The organism is Rhodoferax sp. SPJ21 (assembly GCF_058216335.1).
Map to the genome: position 1 here is coordinate 859,128 of NZ_JBYZMO010000003.1, position 18,702 is coordinate 877,829.

At 64.1% G+C, this 18,702-nt stretch carries 18 protein-coding genes; 8 read left to right on the plus strand and 10 right to left on the minus strand.

Annotation, left to right across the window (positions count from 1 at the left end; translation table 11 throughout):
* The first annotated feature begins 22 nt into the window (after nt 1-22).
* On the plus strand, nt 23-1,006 hold the full coding sequence (locus tag AC4BBN_RS19255) for an LLM class flavin-dependent oxidoreductase (RefSeq protein WP_490593615.1): 984 nt from the start codon (nt 23-25) through the stop codon (nt 1,004-1,006).
* Here the strand turns inward: AC4BBN_RS19255 and AC4BBN_RS19260 are convergent.
* The 3 genes from AC4BBN_RS19260 to AC4BBN_RS19270 form a co-directional block, all read right to left on the minus strand.
* Nucleotides 990-2,813, minus strand: a complete 1,824-nt coding sequence (locus AC4BBN_RS19260; protein WP_490593616.1) for a diguanylate cyclase domain-containing protein — start codon at nt 2,811-2,813, stop codon at nt 990-992. The genes AC4BBN_RS19255 and AC4BBN_RS19260 overlap by 17 nt on opposite strands.
* A gap of 68 nt (nt 2,814-2,881) precedes the next feature.
* The gene (locus tag AC4BBN_RS19265; protein ID WP_490593617.1) at nt 2,882-3,088 is read right to left on the minus strand and encodes a DUF3820 family protein; all 207 of its coding nucleotides are present in this window, start codon (nt 3,086-3,088) and stop codon (nt 2,882-2,884) included.
* A 100-nt stretch (nt 3,089-3,188) separates the two neighbouring features.
* On the minus strand, nt 3,189-3,770 hold the full coding sequence (locus AC4BBN_RS19270; protein ID WP_490593618.1) for a DUF4337 domain-containing protein: 582 nt from the start codon (nt 3,768-3,770) through the stop codon (nt 3,189-3,191).
* 125 nt (nt 3,771-3,895) lie between these two features.
* On the opposite strand from AC4BBN_RS19270, the gene AC4BBN_RS19275 reads away from it, so the two are divergent.
* Nucleotides 3,896-4,882, plus strand: coding sequence for a Gfo/Idh/MocA family protein (locus tag AC4BBN_RS19275; protein WP_490593619.1), 987 nt, complete (start codon nt 3,896-3,898; stop codon nt 4,880-4,882).
* Between the two features lie 9 nt (nt 4,883-4,891).
* Here the strand turns inward: AC4BBN_RS19275 and AC4BBN_RS19280 are convergent, their stop codons facing one another.
* From AC4BBN_RS19280 to AC4BBN_RS19290, 3 genes are all read right to left on the minus strand, one after another.
* Nucleotides 4,892-5,251 (minus strand): translation initiation factor Sui1, encoded by a 360-nt coding sequence (locus AC4BBN_RS19280; protein WP_490593620.1) that lies wholly within the window; start codon nt 5,249-5,251, stop codon nt 4,892-4,894.
* 194 nt (nt 5,252-5,445) lie between these two features.
* Nucleotides 5,446-5,976, minus strand: a complete 531-nt coding sequence (gene ppa, locus AC4BBN_RS19285; RefSeq protein WP_490593621.1) for an inorganic diphosphatase — start codon at nt 5,974-5,976, stop codon at nt 5,446-5,448.
* Nucleotides 5,977-6,132: 156 nt separating this feature from the next.
* Nucleotides 6,133-7,713: a DUF2135 domain-containing protein gene (locus tag AC4BBN_RS19290; RefSeq protein WP_490593622.1), complete on the minus strand. Its 1,581-nt coding sequence runs from the start codon at nt 7,711-7,713 to the stop codon at nt 6,133-6,135.
* A 539-nt stretch (nt 7,714-8,252) separates the two neighbouring features.
* Between AC4BBN_RS19290 and AC4BBN_RS19295 the strand changes: the two genes are divergently transcribed.
* A complete protein-coding gene (locus tag AC4BBN_RS19295) occupies nt 8,253-10,409 on the plus strand; it encodes a sodium-translocating pyrophosphatase (protein WP_490593623.1) in 2,157 nt (718 codons plus the stop codon).
* Nucleotides 10,410-10,470: 61 nt separating this feature from the next.
* Here the strand turns inward: AC4BBN_RS19295 and AC4BBN_RS19300 are convergent, their stop codons facing one another.
* Nucleotides 10,471-11,394, minus strand: a complete 924-nt coding sequence (locus AC4BBN_RS19300) for an AraC family transcriptional regulator (protein WP_490593624.1) — start codon at nt 11,392-11,394, stop codon at nt 10,471-10,473.
* A 98-nt stretch (nt 11,395-11,492) separates the two neighbouring features.
* On the opposite strand from AC4BBN_RS19300, the gene AC4BBN_RS19305 reads away from it, so the two are divergent.
* Nucleotides 11,493-12,236 carry an SDR family oxidoreductase gene (locus tag AC4BBN_RS19305; protein WP_490593625.1) on the plus strand — a complete coding sequence of 248 codons (744 nt, stop codon included), beginning with the start codon at nt 11,493-11,495 and terminating at the stop codon, nt 12,234-12,236.
* A 90-nt stretch (nt 12,237-12,326) separates the two neighbouring features.
* On the opposite strand, the gene AC4BBN_RS19310 is transcribed toward AC4BBN_RS19305, so the two are convergent.
* The 3 genes from AC4BBN_RS19310 to mnmH form a co-directional block, all read right to left on the minus strand.
* A complete protein-coding gene (locus tag AC4BBN_RS19310) occupies nt 12,327-12,818 on the minus strand; it encodes an OmpA family protein (RefSeq protein WP_490593626.1) in 492 nt (163 codons plus the stop codon).
* Nucleotides 12,819-12,880: 62 nt separating this feature from the next.
* Complete coding sequence (locus AC4BBN_RS19315) at nt 12,881-13,321, minus strand: potassium channel family protein (protein ID WP_490593627.1); 441 nt, start codon at nt 13,319-13,321, stop codon at nt 12,881-12,883.
* A 32-nt stretch (nt 13,322-13,353) separates the two neighbouring features.
* Nucleotides 13,354-14,400 (minus strand): tRNA 2-selenouridine(34) synthase MnmH, encoded by a 1,047-nt coding sequence (gene mnmH, locus AC4BBN_RS19320; protein ID WP_490593628.1) that lies wholly within the window; start codon nt 14,398-14,400, stop codon nt 13,354-13,356.
* Nucleotides 14,401-14,433: 33 nt separating this feature from the next.
* Between mnmH and selD the strand changes: the two genes are divergently transcribed.
* From selD to moeA, 4 genes are read left to right on the plus strand one after another with little or no spacing between them, the layout of a single operon-like run.
* Complete coding sequence (gene selD / locus AC4BBN_RS19325; protein WP_490593629.1) at nt 14,434-15,489, plus strand: selenide, water dikinase SelD; 1,056 nt, start codon at nt 14,434-14,436, stop codon at nt 15,487-15,489.
* A gap of 1 nt (nt 15,490) precedes the next feature.
* Nucleotides 15,491-16,609 carry a GTP 3',8-cyclase MoaA gene (gene moaA / locus AC4BBN_RS19330; RefSeq protein ID WP_490593630.1) on the plus strand — a complete coding sequence of 373 codons (1,119 nt, stop codon included), beginning with the start codon at nt 15,491-15,493 and terminating at the stop codon, nt 16,607-16,609.
* Entirely contained in the window at nt 16,602-17,216 is a 615-nt protein-coding gene (gene mobA, locus AC4BBN_RS19335) for a molybdenum cofactor guanylyltransferase MobA (protein ID WP_490593631.1), read from the plus strand. Before moaA ends, mobA begins: the two co-directional genes overlap by 8 nt.
* Nucleotides 17,213-18,568, plus strand: a complete 1,356-nt coding sequence (gene moeA, locus AC4BBN_RS19340; RefSeq protein WP_490593632.1) for a molybdopterin molybdotransferase MoeA — start codon at nt 17,213-17,215, stop codon at nt 18,566-18,568. Before mobA ends, moeA begins: the two co-directional genes overlap by 4 nt.
* The last annotated feature ends 134 nt before the right edge of the window (nt 18,569-18,702 follow it).

Genomic DNA, 18,702 nt, shown 5'->3' on the forward strand with positions numbered 1-18,702 from the left:
GTTTCATCTGCAAAGCAAAAACATGATTCCCTTTTCCGTTCTGGACCTGGCACCGATTGCCGAAGGCAGCACTGCAGCCGATGCCTTTCGCCACGCAAGCGACCTGGCGCAGCACGCCGAAGCCTGGGGCTACCAGCGCTATTGGTTGGCCGAGCACCATGGCATGCGCGGTATTGCCAGCGCCGCCACCGCCGTGGTGATGGGCCATGTGGCGGCGGCCACGCGCACGATCCGTGTGGGTGCCGGCGGCATCATGCTGCCCAACCATTCACCGCTGGTGATTGCCGAGCAGTTCGGCACGCTGGAGTCGCTGTTTCCCGGGCGCATAGACCTGGGGCTGGGCCGTGCGCCCGGCTCCGACCAAGTGACATCCCGTGCGCTGCGGCGCGACCTGCAAACGGACGCGCAGCAGTTCCCCCGCGACGTATTGGAGCTGCAGCACTACTTTGCCCCGGTGCAAGAGGGGCAGACGCTGCGCGCCGTGCCTGGCGCCGGGCTGGAGGTGCCGCTGTGGATTCTGGGGTCGAGCACCTTTGGTGCGCAGCTGGCGGCCGAGCTGGGGCTGCCGTATGCGTTCGCCTCGCATTTCGCGCCGGGCGACATGATGTCCGCCATCGAGATTTACCGCGCGCGCTTCAAGCCGTCCAAGCAGCTGGCCAAGCCCTATGTGATGCTGGGCTTCAATGTGTTCGCGGCGGACACGGATGCGGCCGGGCAGTTCCTGTTCAGCTCGCTACAGCAAGCGTTTGTAAACCTGCGCAGCGGCCGCCCGTCCCAGCTGCCGCCGCCGGTGGATGGCTTCGCCGAGCGCCTGCACCCGGCCGACAAGGCGATGGTGGACAACTCGTTGTCTTGCTCTGCGGTGGGCTCGCCCGACACGGTGCGGCGGGCATTACAGGCTTTCATTGAACGCACAGGGGCAGACGAACTGATGTTGACGTCGCAGATCTTCGACCACCAGGCGCGGCTACGCTCCTACGAGATCACCGCTAGCCTGCGCGCGTAGCCGCAGCCCGTGTGGGCGCATGGGTGTCCACCCACAGGCTGGGCTCGGGCACAGCCTGCGTGGGATCGAAACGGCGCAGGCAGTGCTTGCCGTCTTGCTTGCCCTGGTACATGCCAGCATCAGCCAGCTTGAGCAGAACCTTGGGGTCCACCCCGTCCAGCGGCGCCAAGGCGTAGCCTATGGTCAAGCCGACCTGGAAGTGGTGCAGCCCCAGGTCGAACGGCGCATGGAAGGCATCCAGCAGCTTTTGGCCCAGGTCTTGCGCTTGGCGGTCGGTGTGCAGGCCACGGGCCACGATGACAAACTCGTCGCCCCCCATGCGCGACACCAGGTCGCTGCTGCGCACCAGCACCTGCAACCGGGCCGCCACGGCGCTGAGCAGCACATCGCCCACATCGTGGCCGAACTGGTCGTTCACCGGCTTGAAGCCGTCCAGGTCCAACACATACACCGCCACCATGCTGTGCGGGCCGCATTGGGCCAGGGCCTGCTCCAGCGCCAGGCTCAGGCCCCGGCGGTTGGGCAGGTCGGTTAGCGGATCGGTGTGCGCCAGGGAATGCATTGCGTCGCGCTCCTGGGTGACGCGCGCCACTTTGGCGTGCGCGGCCTGGCTGCGCAAGGCCAGCAGGCGCATGAGCATCAGCAGGTCCAACAGTGCCGCCCATTGCACGGAGTGATGGGTCCAGAAATTCACCCCCACCACGCCATACACCACGCCCACCATGGTCAGCGCTGCCAAGAAATACACCAGGGCACCCAATACCAGGTAGATGCCCATCGCACTGCGCTGGCGCACCCGGTGCCAGGCCGGCTGCAAGGCAAGCAGCGACGGCAAGGCACCCAACAACCCGACCAGCGGACTGACCGCACGGGTGCTGAGCAGGTCCAGCGCATACACCAGCGCCACCAGCACGCAAGCGAGCGCGCCCGCACGCATCGCGCGGCTGAAATGGCGGTATGCCACTGGCCCCGCCAGCACATGCTCAAAAAATAGGAAAAAGCCGCAGGTAGACGCCAGCGCGGACAGTGCTGCCAGGTGCAGCTCCAGCCATAGATTGCCGGTCCACAGGTACTGCGCGCCCACGCCAAACTGCAGCAGCGAAAACACCAGGCCACCCACCACGATCAGCGCGTACTTCAGAAACAGCGGGTCGCGCACGCCCACCCAATGGGTCAAGCTGTACAACAGCAGACACAGAGACAGGCCCAGCATCAGGCCCTGCAGCATCTGCTCGCGCAACGCGTGCTCCAAAAACGCCGACTGTGTATTCAGTGTGATGGGCAGCACCATGGCGCCACTGGTCTGCACGCGGATGTACAGGGTATAGGCCTGGCCCGGCTGCATGCGCAAAGACATGGTGGGCGAACGGGCTGCCCGCGGGCGCTCCAGGTTTTGGTGCAGATTGCCCAGCAGGGCTTGCTGCAGCAACTGCCCGTCGCGCACCAGATAGATGTCCAGGCGGTTCAACACCGGGTAGTCCAGCTCCAGGGCCCAATCCGTCCCGGCAGACGGCGCCAGGCGCACCGGTATGCGCAGCCACACGGGTTCAGAACGCATTCCCAATGTAGAGCGGGCGGTCTGCGGGGGGGCAAAATCGGCAGCAGCTGCCTGCGCCTGGGCGATATCCATACTGCCCGAATCGTCTGGCAGCACCTGCACGGCCGGCCACAGGTCCTGGCGCCAACTTTGCGCATCCAGCACCACCTCGGCCTGCGCCCATACGCCCAGGGGCAGCACCAAACCCACGTACAACAGCACCCGCCAGAGCTGGCGCAGCACAGATTGCGTGGAAAAGGGCAGATGCATTAGGTTTGTTACTTATTGTAAATTAATGTATCCACTGTGCGCTCTGCAGTCTGTGCCCCTGACAGGCGCTACCGCAAGGGCTTCAGCAGGTCGCTCAGGCCGTTGTGGTCGATCTCGTGCATCAAGGCCAGCAGCCGGCCAATATCACCCGGTGGGAAGCCCTCACGCGCAAACCAGTTCAGGTAATTGCCGGGCAGATCAGCGATGGCTGTGCCCTTGTGCTTGCCAAACGGCATTTGCACGCTAACCAAGCGCTGCAATTGTTCTGAGTCCATATCTCCAAATGTAACAATCCCCAAAAAGGCCCCTGTGCACGCCAAGTGCACGACGTACCCAATATTGAGGATGCCGCTCCGCAGCGAGCCACCGAGAGGCCTATATGTGGAAAACGGCAAGCGCCCCCACGAGCACACCCAGGCCACCAGTACCAAACATCGCGTATTCCAGCCATTTCTTCTTGGTCAGCAACGCAATGGCGGCCATGGCGATGGAGATTTGCAGCACCGTGGTGGCCTGGGCCCAGCGGTGGTGCAGGTGCATCTGCTCGTCGCTTTTTTCATCCCACTCGACGACTTCGGTTTCCAGCTTTTCGGCCACCGCCTTGATTCCGTCTTTTTCCTTCTCGTAGCGCTCCAGCTTGGCCTGGTACGCAGACTTCGCGGCCTCTGGCGATAGATTCATCGCCATTTCGGCCAGCGCCTGCTTGGTGCTCTTGGCCTGGTAGTAATTCCATTGGTTGGAGGCCTCTGCCTTTTTCAACGCGGCATTGTTCTTGTACAGCCCCGCGTTGGCCTGCGTAGCCCCACCCATATAAGAGAAGATGGCCCCCACGGTTGCGATGATGGCGGTGAACATCGCAATCTGGTTCACCATGCCACCACTGCCATGCGCTCCTTGCGCAGCGTGCTCCAACTCGTGGTCATGCGGACCGTGGACGTGAAACCCTTCACTGGACATATCTGTTTTCCTGAGAATTTATAAAAGTTATACGAAACATCATGGGCAGATCTGGCCCCACAGCGGGGACCGGATCGGCGCCCGAGGATACAAGAACGCCACACAGCCGCCCGTACACTTTGCCCATGCATCCAACGAATTCCGCCCTGGCCTGGGGCATCATCGGCTGCGGTGCAGTCACCGAGCTCAAAAGCGGCCCTGCGTTCAACAAGGTGGCGCATTCGCGCCTGGTAGCGGTGATGCGCCGCGACGCTGCCCTGGCCCAGTCCTACGCCGAGCGGCACGGCGTACCCAGCTGGACGACGGACGCCGACGCGCTGATCCACAACCCACAGGTCAATGCCGTCTACATCGCCACCCCGCCAGATAGCCACCACTTCTACGCGCTGAAGGTTGCCGCCGCTGGAAAAATCTGCTGCGTGGAAAAGCCCATGGCACTGAACCACCGCGAATGCCTGGAAATGTGCGCAGCCTTTGAAGCGGCGGGCCTGCCGCTGTTCGTGTCTTACTACCGGCGTTCGCTGCCGCGCTTTGCGCAGGTCAAACAGTGGCTGGATGAGGGCGCGATCGGCAACGTGCGCCATGTGCACTGGGCCTACACCCGCACGCCCAGCCCCACCGACCTGGGCCGTGCGCCCAACTGGCGTACCAACCCACAGGTGGCCGGCGGTGGCTACTTTGCCGACCTAGCCTGCCACGGGCTGGACCTGTGCATGCACCTGCTGGGCGACATCGTGCACGCCCAAGGTTTCCATGCGCAACAGCAGGGTCTGTATGCAGCCGAGGACGCGGTCACCGGAGTCTGGCAGTTCGCCAGCGGTGCGCTGGGCTCGGGCTACTGGAATTTTGGCGCCGCCGAGCGCCTAGACGCAGTCACCATCCTGGGCAGCCAGGGGACGATAGAGTTTTCGGTGTTTGGCGACCAGCCATTACTGCTGCGCAACAGCCAAGGCAACCAGCGCTTGGACATTGCCCACCCGGAGAACATCCAACTGTTCCACATCGAGAACATGCAAAAGCACGTGGCCGGGCTGGCCACGCACCCCTCCACCGGGCACACCGCACAGCGCACGGCCTGGGTGATGGAGCAAATCAACCGCCCACGCGGTTGATCTCCGTGCCTAACCGCCCGCGCGCTTGACCGTATAGCCCTGCTTTTGCAGCAGCGCAATCACCGTGTCAACGTGGTCGCCCTGCACTTCGATCACACCGTCCTTCACGGTGCCGCCGCTACCGCAGGCGGCTTTTAGCTGCTTGCCCAGCGCGGTCAGGCCCGCCACATCCAGCGGCACGCCTTTGACCAATGTCACGCCCTTGCCGGCCCGGCCCTTGGTTTCGCGCGACACGCGCACGATGCCATCGGTCTTGGGCAGCGGCTTCTGGCCGCAGATGCAGTCGGCCACTGGCTTGCGGCAGACGGGGCACATGCGCCCGGTTTCTGTGGAGTACACCAGACCGCCGCTGGAGAGTTTGCTTTTCATACCCATTACTATCAAAAAAATAGCACCTAGCGCTGGTATTACCTGCGCTAGGTGCCGATTTGGCTTATACAACTGCAAGTCGCAGGCCTTGCCCCTCTTTCGAGGGATACCGCGGAACTGGCTTTGCCAGGCCGCTGGTATCGCCCCCTGCAAGGGGGTTGGCGTAGCGACACGCAGTGCGCGCAGCCTGGGGGTTAGCCTTTCTGGTAATTGGCGATGCCTTCGAGGATTTCCTTCTTGGCCGCGTCAATGCCTTCCCAGCCCAGCACCTTGACCCACTTGCCCTTTTCCAGGTCCTTGTAGTGCTCAAAGAAGTGGCTGATGGCGTTCAGGCGCATCTTGTTCACGTCTTCCACACTCTTCCAGTGGGTGTACATGGGCAGAATTTTGTCGGTGGGCACGGCCAGCACCTTGCCGTCCACGCCGGCTTCGTCTTCCATCATCAAAATGCCCAGGGGCCGGCAGGGCACGACCACGCCGGGGTACAGCGGGTAAGGGGTGATCACCAGCACGTCCACCGGGTCGCCGTCGCCGCTCAGGGTCTGGGGCACATAGCCGTAGTTGGTGGGGTAGTGCATGGCCGTGGTCATGAAACGGTCCACGAACAGCGCGCCGGATTCTTTGTCCACTTCGTACTTGATCGGGTCCGCGTTCATCGGGATTTCGATCACGACGTTAAAGGCGTCGGGGGCATTCTTTCCGGGGGTCACTTTATTCAGGGACATGGTGGTGTTGCAGTTAGGAGTTGAGAAATCGGATTCTGGTTAACCCGTGATTTTGCCTCACGGCGGTGACGCCAGCCTGACGGCATGCCTGCACACAAAAAAGGCGACACAGCGCCAAGGTGCTGTGTCGCCCGCTTCGCGGTGTGCTAGCCGCTATCAGCTGGGTGTGCAGTACTGCGGCGTGGTGCTTGCCGGAATCGTGGGCAAGTCGGTGGTGTAGGTGCCCACCGAGCGCACGATAACCACGCAGCTGGCGCTGACGTCGAACTCAAACAGGTTCCAGTAGTCCGTGTTCGACGACTCGCCCGTGGTGGGTGGCGTAATCAGCTGCAAGGTACGTCCTGGAATATTCACCTCGACCCGCGCGCCCGATGTAGCGATGGGGCCATCGGAATAGCCCGAGTAGTTACGTACGCTGTACTTGTAGGTACCCACCATCAGCTTGGTGATGGTCACCACCTCGGGGCCGTAGCTGGAGGTATCGTCCACGTCCAGATTGGCGAAAGGCGCTGTGGCAAGAGCCCCCTTGGCCGAGTAATACACATGGTCACCCGCTGGGGTGATCAGGTGCGAATCCAGGTCGCTGGGCAAGGCGCCCCAGGTCAACTTCATGGTGATGCCAGCGCCGCTCTGGCCCAGGCTCAGGCAATCCGTCAAGGTGATGTCGTTCACACTGGCCGTGTTGCGCACGGTGTTAGTCAAATATCCGCCGGACACGCCCACGATAGTGGCCTCGCTGTTGCTGCGGATAGGCAGGCTGAAATTGCCGCTGGCATCGGTGTAGACCGAGCTGGTGCCGGAGTAGTCGATACCGTCGCTGCTGACCAGCGCATTCGCCACCACCGCGCCCGCCGCATTCTTCATGCAGCCATGGACGATGATGGTGTTGTAGGTCTGGTCGGCATTCCAGGTAGTGAAGTGGCTGACCGTGCCTTCGTAGTAGGCCGATGCGCCAGAACCCACCAAGGTCGCCGTGCCCTCTTGTACCCACAGGCCGGTGCTGGTGTTGAAGTAAAACAGCGGGATAGTCGATGGCACGGATGCATTGCGCGAAGCCAGTGGAATGCGGATGGTGGCGGTCTGGCCACTGCGCAGATTCAACGCGGCACCCGTGCTGTCTGTCAGCACCACATTGAGTGCGCCAAAGCTTTCAATCGGCACATTGCCGCTGCCCGTGGAGGTCAGGAAGTCGCCGGGCATCAGGGTCGTATCCACAGCCGGATTGATGGGCGTGATGTTGACCGTGATATTGCCCGTAGGAAGGCTGCCATCGGCACGCTGCACGCCGTTGGCCGGCAAGCTAACCTGCGCGGTGCTGCTGGGTACCGTGACCGTGCCACCAGCCGTGACCGGAACGGTGCCGCGGGCTCCGACCTTGACCAGACGCGCTTGCACATCGGTACGGGCATCGGCCACCACATTGGCAATGCGCACGCCTTCGGCATAGTCGCTAGAGGCAAACACCACCGTCACGCGGCTGCTTGCCGTAAGACCGGTGAGGCTGAAAGTACCGTCGGCCGCCGTGGTGGTAGACAGGCTTCCAACCCGCACCGTCACGCCCGCAACGCCCAGTCCGGTCGCATCGTCCAGCACCTTGCCTGCCACGCCAGTCGTCGAGACCGGCGTGCTGGAAGTGGAACCGGAACCAGAACCGCCGTCGCCATCACAGGCCACCAGGAAGACCGAGGCCACCAGGCCTACGGCCAAGCCACGCCAATAAGTTTTTGAGAACCGCATAGAACACCCTTCATACATGGGAAATGACAGAACCTGTGGGCCGCAAGGCATGGATGCCGGGCTCCGCAAGTCCACACCAGCCCTCGGTCGAATGTGTCCAAGGGCCATGGTTGTGCACCCCCACATGCGCTGCGCAAAGATGCGTCGCGATGCTGAATTTGGGTGCGCTGCGAATTTAGAGCGCCTGCCCTCGGTTTACATACTGGACACAAAGAGTTACCGCAGTGCAGCAACTGTTTTTCCTTTATATTGGTGACGTTGGCCAATCGTCTCCGCCTCTTTGGACGTCGGATGCGCGAGGAAGCAACGCAGCGGGGGTACCACCTTAGGTATGCCCTGCATCACTCTCTGCGGTCTGTGGCAGCACGGACTCGGGCGGTCTACGGCGTTGCTTTTCTTGCCAATAGCGGTGCTATTGGCTGCACAAAGCGCCTTGTATCCCATCCCGATCCGCACTACCACATCCTCGCCGGAGTTATGCAGGGCATCCCTGTCGTTGCACTCCCATCACGCGACAACGACAAAGAGGAGACATTCCCATGGCAGGTAACACAGCGCTGACACTGGCGCTCATCTGTGGATTCATTGCGGTGGCCTACGGCTTCTGGGCCCGCAGCTGGATTCTTTCGCAAGACGCCGGCAACGCGCGCATGCAAGAAATTGCCGCCGCCATCCAGACCGGCGCAGCCGCCTATCTGGCCCGGCAGTACCGCACCATCGCCATCGTCGGTGTGGTGTTGGCCGTCCTCATCGGCATTTTTCTCGACCCCATTTCAGCCGTCGGTTTCGTGGTGGGTGCAGCTCTGTCCGGCGCCTGCGGCTTCATCGGCATGAATGTCTCGGTGCGCGCCAATGTGCGCACCGCGCAGGCGGCCACCAAGGGCATTGGCCCGGCACTCACCGTGGCCTTTCGCGGCGGCGCCATCACTGGCATGCTGGTGGTCGGCCTGGGCCTGCTCGGCGTGACGGGTTTCTACTGGTTTCTGGTGCCGGACGGCATGCCCACCGCAGCGCGGCTGAACCCGCTGATCGGCTTCGCCTTTGGCTCGTCGCTGATCTCCATCTTCGCGCGGCTGGGCGGTGGCATCTTCACCAAGGGCGCGGACGTGGGTGCCGACCTGGTCGGCAAGGTGGAGGCCGGCATCCCGGAGGACGACCCGCGCAACCCAGCCGTGATCGCCGACAACGTAGGTGACAACGTGGGCGACTGCGCAGGCATGGCCGCCGACCTGTTTGAGACCTATGCGGTCACGCTGATCGCCACCATGGTGCTGGGCGCCCTGCTCGCCACCAGTGGCGGTGCCAGCACGGTGGTGTATCCACTGGCGCTGGGCGCTGTGTCCATCGTGGCGTCCATCATTGGCTGCTTCTTCGTCGTCGCCTCACCGGGCATGAAGAACGTGATGCCCGCACTCTACAAAGGTCTGGCGGTAGCAGGCGTGCTGTCGCTGATCGCCTTCTACTTCGTCACCCAGGCGCTGGTGCCCGACAACGCGCTCGGCGGCACGGGTGCGGCCATGAAGCTCTATGGCGCCTGCGCAGTCGGCCTGGTTCTGACGGCCGCGCTGGTGTGGATCACCGAGTACTACACCGGCACGCAGTACGCGCCGGTGCAGCACATCGCCCAGGCATCGACCACGGGTCACGGCACCAACATCATTGCCGGCCTGGGTGTGTCCATGCGCTCCACCGCCTGGCCGGTGATTTTTGTCTGCATCGCCATCTGGACCGCCTTCCATCTGGCCGGCCTGTACGGCATTGCGATCGCGGCCACGTCGATGCTCAGCATGGCCGGCATCGTAGTGGCTCTGGACGCCTACGGCCCCATCACCGACAACGCCGGCGGCATTGCCGAAATGGCCGAGATGCCGAAAAGCGTGCGCGACGTGACCGACCCGCTGGACGCAGTGGGCAACACCACCAAGGCCGTCACCAAGGGCTATGCCATCGGCTCGGCCGGCCTGGCGGCGCTGGTGCTGTTTGCCGACTACACCCACAAGCTCGATGCCTATGGCAGCAAGATCACCTTCGACCTGAGCAACCCGATGGTGATCATCGGCCTGTTCATCGGCGGGCTGATTCCCTACCTGTTCGGCGCGATGGCGATGGAGGCCGTGGGCCGCGCGGCCGGCAGCGTGGTGGTCGAAGTGCGCCGCCAGTTCCGCGAGATCAAGGGCATCATGGAAGGCACGGCCAAGCCCGACTACGGCACGGCGGTGGACATGCTGACCACCGCAGCCATCAAGGAAATGATGATCCCCAGTCTGCTGCCGGTGGTGGTGCCGATTCTCGTGGGCCTGCTGCTCGGCCCGGCGGCGCTGGGTGGCCTGCTGATGGGCACCATCGTCACTGGCCTGTTTGTGGCGATTTCGATGTGTACCGGCGGCGGCGCCTGGGACAACGCCAAGAAGTACATCGAAGACGGCCACCACGGCGGCAAGGGCAGCGAGACCCACAAGGCCGCCGTCACCGGCGACACCGTGGGCGACCCCTACAAGGACACGGCCGGCCCGGCGGTAAACCCGCTGATCAAGATCATCAACATCGTGGCGCTGCTGATAGTGCCGCTGGTGATGCAGATCCACGGCGGAAATATGGCTGCTGCTAAGGCGCCGGCTAGGGTGGCACCCGTTGCCGTCACTGCAGTTGCAATTGCGACTGCGACTGCGGTACCCACCAGCCCTGTGACGCAATAGCATTGACGGGCTCGAGCCACGCGGGTCGGGCCCTTTTCACCGAGAACGTGTTCTTAGAACATTAGGCTCGATCCAACTCCATCTGCTCCCGCGCATACCGCGCCGGCGGCAATCCGACATGGCGGGTGAATGCGACATTGAACGTGCTTGCCGAGCTGTAACCTACGCGCTCCGCCACTTCGGCAACACCACCCAGCTTGCGCCGTAACAAGTTCTTGGCCATGGCCATGCGCCAGGCAAGCAGGTACTCCATGGGTGCAACACCCACGGTGCGGCTGAAGCGCTCGAAAAACGCCGAGCGGGACAGCGCAGCCTCTTTCGCCAGCTGCACAACCGTCCAGGGCTGGGCCGGGCTTTCATGCATGCGCCGTATCGCAACAGCAAGGCGCACGTCTGCAAGACCACGCACAAGTCCAGGCGACGCAGCAGTCCCCGCCGTGGAGCGGAGAGCCTCGATGAAAAGCACCTCCAGCAGGCGCGCCAGGATGACATCCCGCGCGGGGCGCAGCTGACGCGACTCTTCTCCCACGAGCTGCACGAGGGTAGATAGCCTCTTTTCACCACGCACGTGCACCAGCTGCGGCAGCAGCGACACCAGCAAGGCCGCGTCCGGTGAACCCAACACACAGTGGCCCACCAGGAATCTAACGTCCGGCGGACCACTTTGGGTTCCGTGCCTTATTTCGCCCCGCAACAGGCACGTCTCGGAAGGTGGCGAACGATCGGCGCGATCGGGTGCTACAGGCGCCACATCAGACATCGTGAAGCCCTGTGCCGAGGGAATCAAGACAAAGTCGCCCTCCTGCAACACCATCGGCTCGTGTCCGTCGACCGCGAGGCAACTGCTTCCTTCGAGGATGACGCAGAAAAAGGGTTGCCCGTACTCGGTGCGTCGTACGCTCCAATGGCCAGCGCCGCTGACTATTTTTGAGAATGGAGCGCCGGGCTGAAGCAGCGTGACAACCTCCGCCAGTGGATCCACCATTACCGGACTCCTGCAAAAGAAAAATAGATTTCCAATTGTATTCAGTCCGGCACCGGCGGCCTAAAGTCTGGGTACTGCAAACCACTCCAGGGACTCCCATGAAAACCATTCTGATCACCGGCTGCTCGTCCGGCTTCGGCCTCGCCACTGCCCAGCACTTCCTTGACCGCGACTGGAAGGTCATAGCCACCATGCGCACGCCGCACGAAGAGGTTCTGCCCCGCTCCGAACACCTGCGCGTGCTGGCACTTGATGTCACGGATGGCGCAAGTATTCGCCAGCTGGTAGAGGCTGCAGGGCCTATCGATGCCCTGGTCAACAACGCCGGTATCGGCGTAATGGGTGCGCTCGAGGGCACGGATATGCAAACCGCCCGTGAGATCTTCGAGGTCAACACTTTCGGCACGGTGGCAGTGACCCAGGCCTTGCTGCCTCAGTTCAGGCAACGCAAGGCAGGGGTCATAGTGAACATCTCGTCCAGCACCACCTTGAAGCCGCTCCCTTTGCTCACGGTGTACACCGCGAGCAAGGCAGCGGTCAACGCATTTACCGAGTCGCTTGCGCTGGAACTCCAACCCTTCAATGTGCGGGTGAGCCTGGTTTTACCTGGAAGATCCCCGGAAACACCATTCAGCAAAAACGCACAGCCCCGGATGCAGGGTGGCATCCCTGAGTCGTACGCAAGCTTCGCGCAGGGCGTCTTTGCGGGCATGGGACAGCCATCTGCCGTCACGCGGGCACTGGACGTAGCAGAGGCGGTGTGGCGTACGGTCAACGATCCATCAAGCCCGCTGCACATTCCCGCTGGCGCGGACGCCGTGGCGCTGGCCGAATCCCGCTGAGGCCTGTGGTCGCAATGGCACGCCGCCATGTAAAAAGCCGCAGCACCTGTGCAGGCACTGCGGCTTTTGAGCGGGAAAGGCGCTGGGGGATTAAGGCTGTGCGGCCACTTCCACGCGGCGGGCTTCGGCGTTGCTGCCGGAGCCGGTCAGCACTTCAGGCTTGACCAGTTCGATCTTGTCCTGGGCCACGCCCAGGCCCACCAGCAGCTCACGCACGGCAAAGGCGCGCAGCTTGGCCAGCTCTTCGTTCTTGGCCTGGTCGCCGGTGGCGTCATGGAAGCCGCTGATACGCAGGCTCTTGCCCTCGCCGGCCAGCTTGACCACATCGGCCAGCGCCACGTCGGCGCCCTGGGCCACGTCGGCCTTGGCGGTGGCGAAGTAGAACTTGACCACACCGTTTTCGACCTTCACGCTGGCACCATCCACGTCCAGCACCTCTTGCACGGCGGGCGCAGCCTTGGGCTTGGCGCTGTGGGTCTTGTAGATGCCCATGCCAATCGCAAATGCCACGGCGGCAGCCACGACGGCAAAAAGAATTACGAATGCAGCGCTCTGGCTATCGTCTTTGTCCGAAGAAAACATGGTGAAGGCTCCAAAAAATGTGGCGCGATTGTAGAGGGCTGGCGTGACGCAAGCCGGCTGACCTAGCTTGGTGGAGCCTGTTGGATGAAATCCTTTGTGCTGGGAGGCGCACCATGCTGGGCCTGTATCAACTGCCGCAGCTCGCGCACTTCACTGTGCAGCGCGGCGATTTCCCGCATTAGATCGCGCTCAATCTGGCGCTCCTCGGTCTCCACAAACATGGCAGCCACCGAGGCTGTCACCAGGGACAAAATCGCCAGCCCCAGCAACACCACGATGACCGCGAAGAACCGGGACGCATGGGTGCTCGGCACCATATCGCCGTAGCCCACCGTGGCGGCCGTGGTGAAGGCCAGCCAAAGGCCGTCGCCAAAGGTGTGCACGCGTGGCTCCAGCAGCCAAAAACCCACGCCGCCAAAGCCCATGATGATCAAACCCAAGGCCAGGGAATACAGCAGCCCACGGCGGGTGATGATGAAGTGGCGTTTTCTGATGTGTCGCATGGAACCACTGTAGCCCCCGCAGGCGGCCCCGTTCAAGCCTCCAGGTCCAGCACGGCGCGCGCCAGTGCGTCCACACCGGCCTGGGTGAGGTCGTCCGTCTGCAGCGTCTGGCGAGACGCCCATGAGCTGAAATTATTGCTTTGCGAGCGGCTGTAGTGTGGGTCGTAATGCAGCGCCATCAGCTCCGCGAACAGCGCGGCCAGATTACCCTCCAGCGCCCAGGCCTGCCAGCGGCCGATCACCTGCTTGCCGTGAAGGTCTTTGAGCAGCCCCAGCTTGTCGGCCAACTGCTGGGGGGCGTCGCCCAGGTAGGCGTAGTCGCGCAGCAGATAGTCCAGCCGGGCGGCGGGGGTGGCGCTGATCTCTATGCAGGGGCTGGCGCGCAGGCGCAGCACCAGGGGGGTGGGCAGGGTCAGGCGGCCAATCTTGCGGCCCTCACCCTCCACATACAGCGGGCGGCTGGGGTCCAGCTTTTCCAGGATGTGGGCGATGCCAGTTTCAAACGCAGTTTGCGAGGGCTGGGCCTGGCCGGGCACGGCCCCCAGGATGGAGCCCTTATGCACAGCGCAGGCCTCTAGATCCAGCACCTGGTGGCCCATCGCCGCCAGGGACTGCAGAACCCGGGTTTTGCCGCTGCCGGTGGCTCCCACCAGCACCCGCAAGGGCAGCGTGGGGCACTGCTGCTCCAGCGCATCAATCACAAAGCGCCGCCAGGACTTGTAGCCACCTGCCAGCTGCTGGGCGTCCCAGCCCACCATGCGCAGCCAGGTCACCATGGAGCCGCTGCGCATGCCGCCGCGCCAGCAATAGACCAGCGGCTTCCAGTTGGCAGGCTGGTCGACAAAGCGCTCGCGCAAGTGTTTGGCCAGGTTCTCCGCCACCATGGCCCCGCCCACCCGACGCGCCTCGAAAGCGCCCTGCTGTTTGTACAGCGTGCCAACGATGACGCGCTGCGCGTCGTCCAGCACCGGGCAGTTGATGGCGCCCGGAATATGGTCGATGGCGAACTCGGCGGGCGAGCGCGCGTCAATCAGCGCATGGAAACCATGCCGATCCACGACCCTGGTGGGGGCTCTCACACTGCGCCCCCCACTGGCACAATCGCTAACCTTATGACCCAGACATCAGAACCCATTGCATTGACCCAGTTTTCGCACGGTGGCGGCTGCGGGTGCAAGATTGCTCCCGGCTTGTTGGCGGAGATTTTGGCACGCGCACCCCAGGGTCTGGTGCCGCCAGAGCTGATGGTGGGCATGGAAACCAGCGACGACGCTGCCGTCTACCGCCTGAACGACAACCAGGCGCTGGTGGCCACCACCGACTTCTTCACCCCCATCGTCGATGACCCGTATGACTTTGGCCGCATCGCTGCCACCAATGCCTTGTCCGACATCTACGCCATGGGCGGCACCCCCATCATGGCGCTGGCCCTGGTGGGCATGCCCATCGCCAAGCTGCCGCCCGAGGTGATTGGCCGGGTGCTGGCCGGTGGCGCAGCGGTATGCCGCGAGGCGGCCATTCCCATCGCGGGCGGCCACTCCATCGACGTGCTGGAGCCCATCTACGGCCTGGTCGGCCTGGGCCTGGTGCACCCGGACAAGGTACGCCGCAATGCAGACGCCCGCCCCGGCGATGTGCTGGTGCTGGGCAAGCCGCTGGGCGTGGGCATTTTGTCGGCCGCCCTCAAAAAAGGCCTGCTGGATGCAGCGGGCTATGCGCAAATGGTCCACCACACCACCCAATTGAACAAGGTCGGCATCGCCCTGGCGCAGATCGACGGTGTACACGCCATGACCGACGTCACCGGCTTTGGCCTGGCCGGCCACCTGCTGGAAATCTGCCGGGGCTCCGGCCTTTCGGCCCAGGTGGATGCCGCCGCCCTGCCGCTAATCGACAGCGCCGTCCGCTTCGCCCAACAAGGCATTGCCACCGGCGCTTCGGCCCGCAACTGGGAGGGCTACGGCGACCGGGTGCAGTACCAAGGCAGCGACTGGCTGAAGGCCCTGGTGACCGACCCGCAAACCAGTGGCGGCCTGCTGGTCAGCTGCAGTCCGGCGGCCGCTCCGGCGGTATTGGCCGCGTTCCACCAAGCCGGGTTTGCGCAAGCCGCGCAGATCGGCAGCATGCAGGCCCCGGCTCACGGACAAGCCGTACAACTGGCGTTTTAACGTGGCCCACCGCACCATTCCCCTGCTGGACCTGCGCTTGCATGCCGCGCGCCGTGCCACGCAGCAGGACGGCCCGCTGCTGGACCAACTGGCCCGCCCGCTGCACGACCTGCGCATCAGCGTGACCGACCGCTGCAACTTCCGCTGCAGCTACTGCATGCCCAAGGAAGTGTTTGACAAAGACTACCCCTACCTGCCGCATAGCGCGCTGCTGAGCTTCGAGGAAATCACCCGCCTGGCGCAGATCTTCGTGGCCCAGGGCGTGCGCAAGATCCGGCTGACTGGCGGCGAACCGCTGCTGCGAAAGAACATCGAGGTGCTGGTCGCCCAGCTGGCAGCGTTGCGCACGCCTGACGGCCAGCCGCTGGACCTGACGCTGACCACCAACGGTGCCCTGCTGGCGCGCAAGGCCCAGGCCTTGAAAGATGCCGGCCTGCAGCGCCTGACCGTCAGCCTGGACGGCCTGGACGACGCGGTGTTCCGCCGCATGAACGATGTGGACTTCCCGGTACGCACGGTGCTGGAGGGGCTGGAGGCGGCCCACAAGGTCGGCCTAGGCGTCGGCCACGCGGGCGGCGGCCTGAAGGTCAATATGGTGGTGCAGCGCGGCACCAACGAGCATGAAATACTGCCCATGGCCCGCCACTTCAAGGGCAGCGGCATGGTGCTGCGCTTTATCGAATACATGGACGTGGGCGCCACCAATGGCTGGCGCATGGACCAGGTCGTGCCCTCGGCCGAAGTCATACAAACCCTGCAATCCGAATGGCCGCTGCGGGTGCTGGCGCCCAGCGCGCCCGGCGAAACCGCACAGCGCTGGGCCTATGCCGATGGCAGCGGCGAGGTGGGCGTCATTAGCAGCGTGACCCAGGCCTTCTGCGGCGGCTGCAACCGGGCTCGCCTGTCCACCGACGGTCGCGTCTACCTCTGCCTGTTCGCCAGCCGGGGCCATGACCTGCGTGACCTGCTGCGCAGCGGCGCCGACGATACCCAGCTCAGCAACGCCTTGCGCGGTATCTGGCAAGGCCGCAGCGACCGCTATTCCGAGCTGCGCTCGGGCCTGGCAGCCGATACTGGCCCGGCGGCACGGCGGGTGGAAATGAGTTACATCGGTGGCTGAGCTGGCGCTGCAGGACATCACCGGACTGGTGCTCGCAGGCGGCCAGGGTGCGCGCATGGGCGGCCTGGACAAGGGCCTGCAAGCCTTCAAAGGCAAAACGCTGGCACAGCACGCGCTGGCCCGGCTGCGGCCGCAAGTCGGCAGCCTGATGCTCAGCGCCAACCGTCATCTGGCCGACTACGCGGCCTTTGGCGTCCCGGTGTGGACCGACGCCGGGTCCGAATCGGAAGACGACTATGCCGGCCCCCTGGCCGGCATGCTGGCCGGCCTGGCCCACTGCAGCACCGCCTACCTGGCCTGCGTGCCCTGCGACGCCCCACTCTTCCCCGCCGACCTGGTGGCCCGCCTGGGCGCTGCACTGCTTGCGTACCAGGCCGATATGGCTGTGGCAGCGTCCATCGATACCTCAGGCAGCCTGCGCAGCCAGCCGGTGTTCTGCCTGCTGCGCAGCGACATGCACTCCAGCCTGGCGCAGTACCTGCAGCAAGGCGGCCGCAAAGTGGCCGTCTGGCTGGCCCAGCACCGTACGACCACGGTGGCATTCGAAGACGCCCAGGCTTTCTCCAACGCGAATACCTTGGCCGAACTACGCGGTCTGGAACGATGAAGACTACCGACGCCATTGCGGCCAGCACCCCTGGCTACAACCCGCTGAACCTGCCCGTAGCGGCGGCCCAAGCCTTTTTGTCGGCCCTGGCAACGCCGGTGACTGAGACAGAAACCGTAGACATCCTGCAGGCACTGGGCCGGGTGCTGGCGGCAGACGTGGTGTCCCCCGTCAGCGTGCCGCCGCACGACAACTCGGCCATGGACGGCTATGCCTTCGACGGCGCCCAACTGCAGGACGGGCAGAAGCTGTCACTGCAGGTGGTTGGCCAAGTGCTCGCGGGCCATACATGGTCCACCCCCATCGCCCCTGGCCAGTGCCTCAAGATCATGACCGGTGCCCCCATGCCACCCGGCCTGGATAGCGTCGTGCCGCATGAACGCGTGCAACTGCAAGGTGATTGCATCCATTTCGACCCCAGCCAGCTGCGGCGCGGCGCCAACCGCCGCCTGGCGGGCGAAGATGTGCAGCAAGGCCAGGCCGCCATGCGCCAGGGCGACCGCCTAGCACCTGCGGCCCTGGGCCTGCTGGCCAGCCTGGGCCTGGCCCAGGTAACGGTGTACCGCCGGCTGCGGGTGGCCTACTTCTCCACCGGCGATGAAATCCTCAGCCCGGGCGAGGCGCCTCGGGCTGGCGCGGTATTCGATAGCAACCGCTACACCCTGTTTGGCCTGCTGACGCGGCTGGGCGTGGAGATAGTGGACCTGGGCGTGGTGCGCGACGACCCGGCCCGGCTGCACACCGCCTTGGCCCAAGCAGCCAGCCAGGCCGATGCCATTCTGACCAGTGGCGGCGTCAGCACCGGCGATGCCGACCACACGCGCAGCATGATGGCGGCGCTGGGCGACGTGGTGTTCTGGCAGCTGGCGATGCGTCCGGGCCGGCCCATGGCGGTCGGCCGCCTCCACGCCAGCGCCCCGCAATATTTACAAGAAAAATATGGCTCTAGCGCAGATAATACCTGCGCAAGCAGCTATGAAAAACGCAGCAAATCCGACACTCTGCTATTGGGCCTGCCCGGCAACCCGGTCGCAGTAGCGGTGGCATTTACGGTGCTGGTGCGCCCGGTGCTGCTGCAGCTGATGGGCTGCAACCCCACACACGCAGCCCCACAGCCGCTGTTGCGGGCCCGCAGCATGCAGGCCCTACGCAAACGGCCGGGTCGTAGCGAATATCCGCGCGGAACGCTGTGCCGTACCGAAGACGGCCAGTGCGGCGTGCGCCTGGTGGGCAACCAGGGCTCGGGCGTCCTCAGCTCTATGGTGCTGGCCGACGTTCTAGTGGTCCTGCCCGAGGCGCAGGGCGATGTGGCCGAGGGCGACGCCGTGGACGTGATGCTGCTGGAAGGCTAAGCGCCGGCCCTAACAGGCTGCTGAAATACTGCCCACCTTGCCCCCCCCGCCTGGCACGCATGCTGCTGAGCTGAACGCATCGCCACCGAGCCGAACCACTTTGCACCATGCGCGGTCCCGACACCTTCACCGAG

Bases quoted from the DNA above. Each gene is read 5' to 3' on its own strand.
- selD (WP_490593629.1), top strand. From the start codon at position 14,434: ATGACCCAGACATCAGAACCCATTGCATTGACCCAGTTTTCGCACGGT.
- AC4BBN_RS19255 (WP_490593615.1), top strand. From the start codon at position 23: ATGATTCCCTTTTCCGTTCTGGACCTGGCACCGATTGCCGAAGGCAGC.
- AC4BBN_RS19290 (WP_490593622.1), bottom strand. From the start codon at position 7,713: ATGCGGTTCTCAAAAACTTATTGGCGTGGCTTGGCCGTAGGCCTGGTG.
- AC4BBN_RS19310 (WP_490593626.1), bottom strand. From the start codon at position 12,818: ATGTTTTCTTCGGACAAAGACGATAGCCAGAGCGCTGCATTCGTAATT.
- AC4BBN_RS19315 (WP_490593627.1), bottom strand. From the start codon at position 13,321: ATGCGACACATCAGAAAACGCCACTTCATCATCACCCGCCGTGGGCTG.
- AC4BBN_RS19300 (WP_490593624.1), bottom strand. From the start codon at position 11,394: ATGGTGGATCCACTGGCGGAGGTTGTCACGCTGCTTCAGCCCGGCGCT.
- moeA (WP_490593632.1), top strand. From the start codon at position 17,213: ATGAAGACTACCGACGCCATTGCGGCCAGCACCCCTGGCTACAACCCG.
- AC4BBN_RS19280 (WP_490593620.1), bottom strand. From the start codon at position 5,251: ATGAAAAGCAAACTCTCCAGCGGCGGTCTGGTGTACTCCACAGAAACC.
- AC4BBN_RS19295 (WP_490593623.1), top strand. From the start codon at position 8,253: ATGGCAGGTAACACAGCGCTGACACTGGCGCTCATCTGTGGATTCATT.
- AC4BBN_RS19275 (WP_490593619.1), top strand. From the start codon at position 3,896: ATGCATCCAACGAATTCCGCCCTGGCCTGGGGCATCATCGGCTGCGGT.
- ppa (WP_490593621.1), bottom strand. From the start codon at position 5,976: ATGTCCCTGAATAAAGTGACCCCCGGAAAGAATGCCCCCGACGCCTTT.
- AC4BBN_RS19270 (WP_490593618.1), bottom strand. From the start codon at position 3,770: ATGTCCAGTGAAGGGTTTCACGTCCACGGTCCGCATGACCACGAGTTG.
- AC4BBN_RS19305 (WP_490593625.1), top strand. From the start codon at position 11,493: ATGAAAACCATTCTGATCACCGGCTGCTCGTCCGGCTTCGGCCTCGCC.
- AC4BBN_RS19260 (WP_490593616.1), bottom strand. From the start codon at position 2,813: ATGCATCTGCCCTTTTCCACGCAATCTGTGCTGCGCCAGCTCTGGCGG.
- AC4BBN_RS19265 (WP_490593617.1), bottom strand. From the start codon at position 3,088: ATGGACTCAGAACAATTGCAGCGCTTGGTTAGCGTGCAAATGCCGTTT.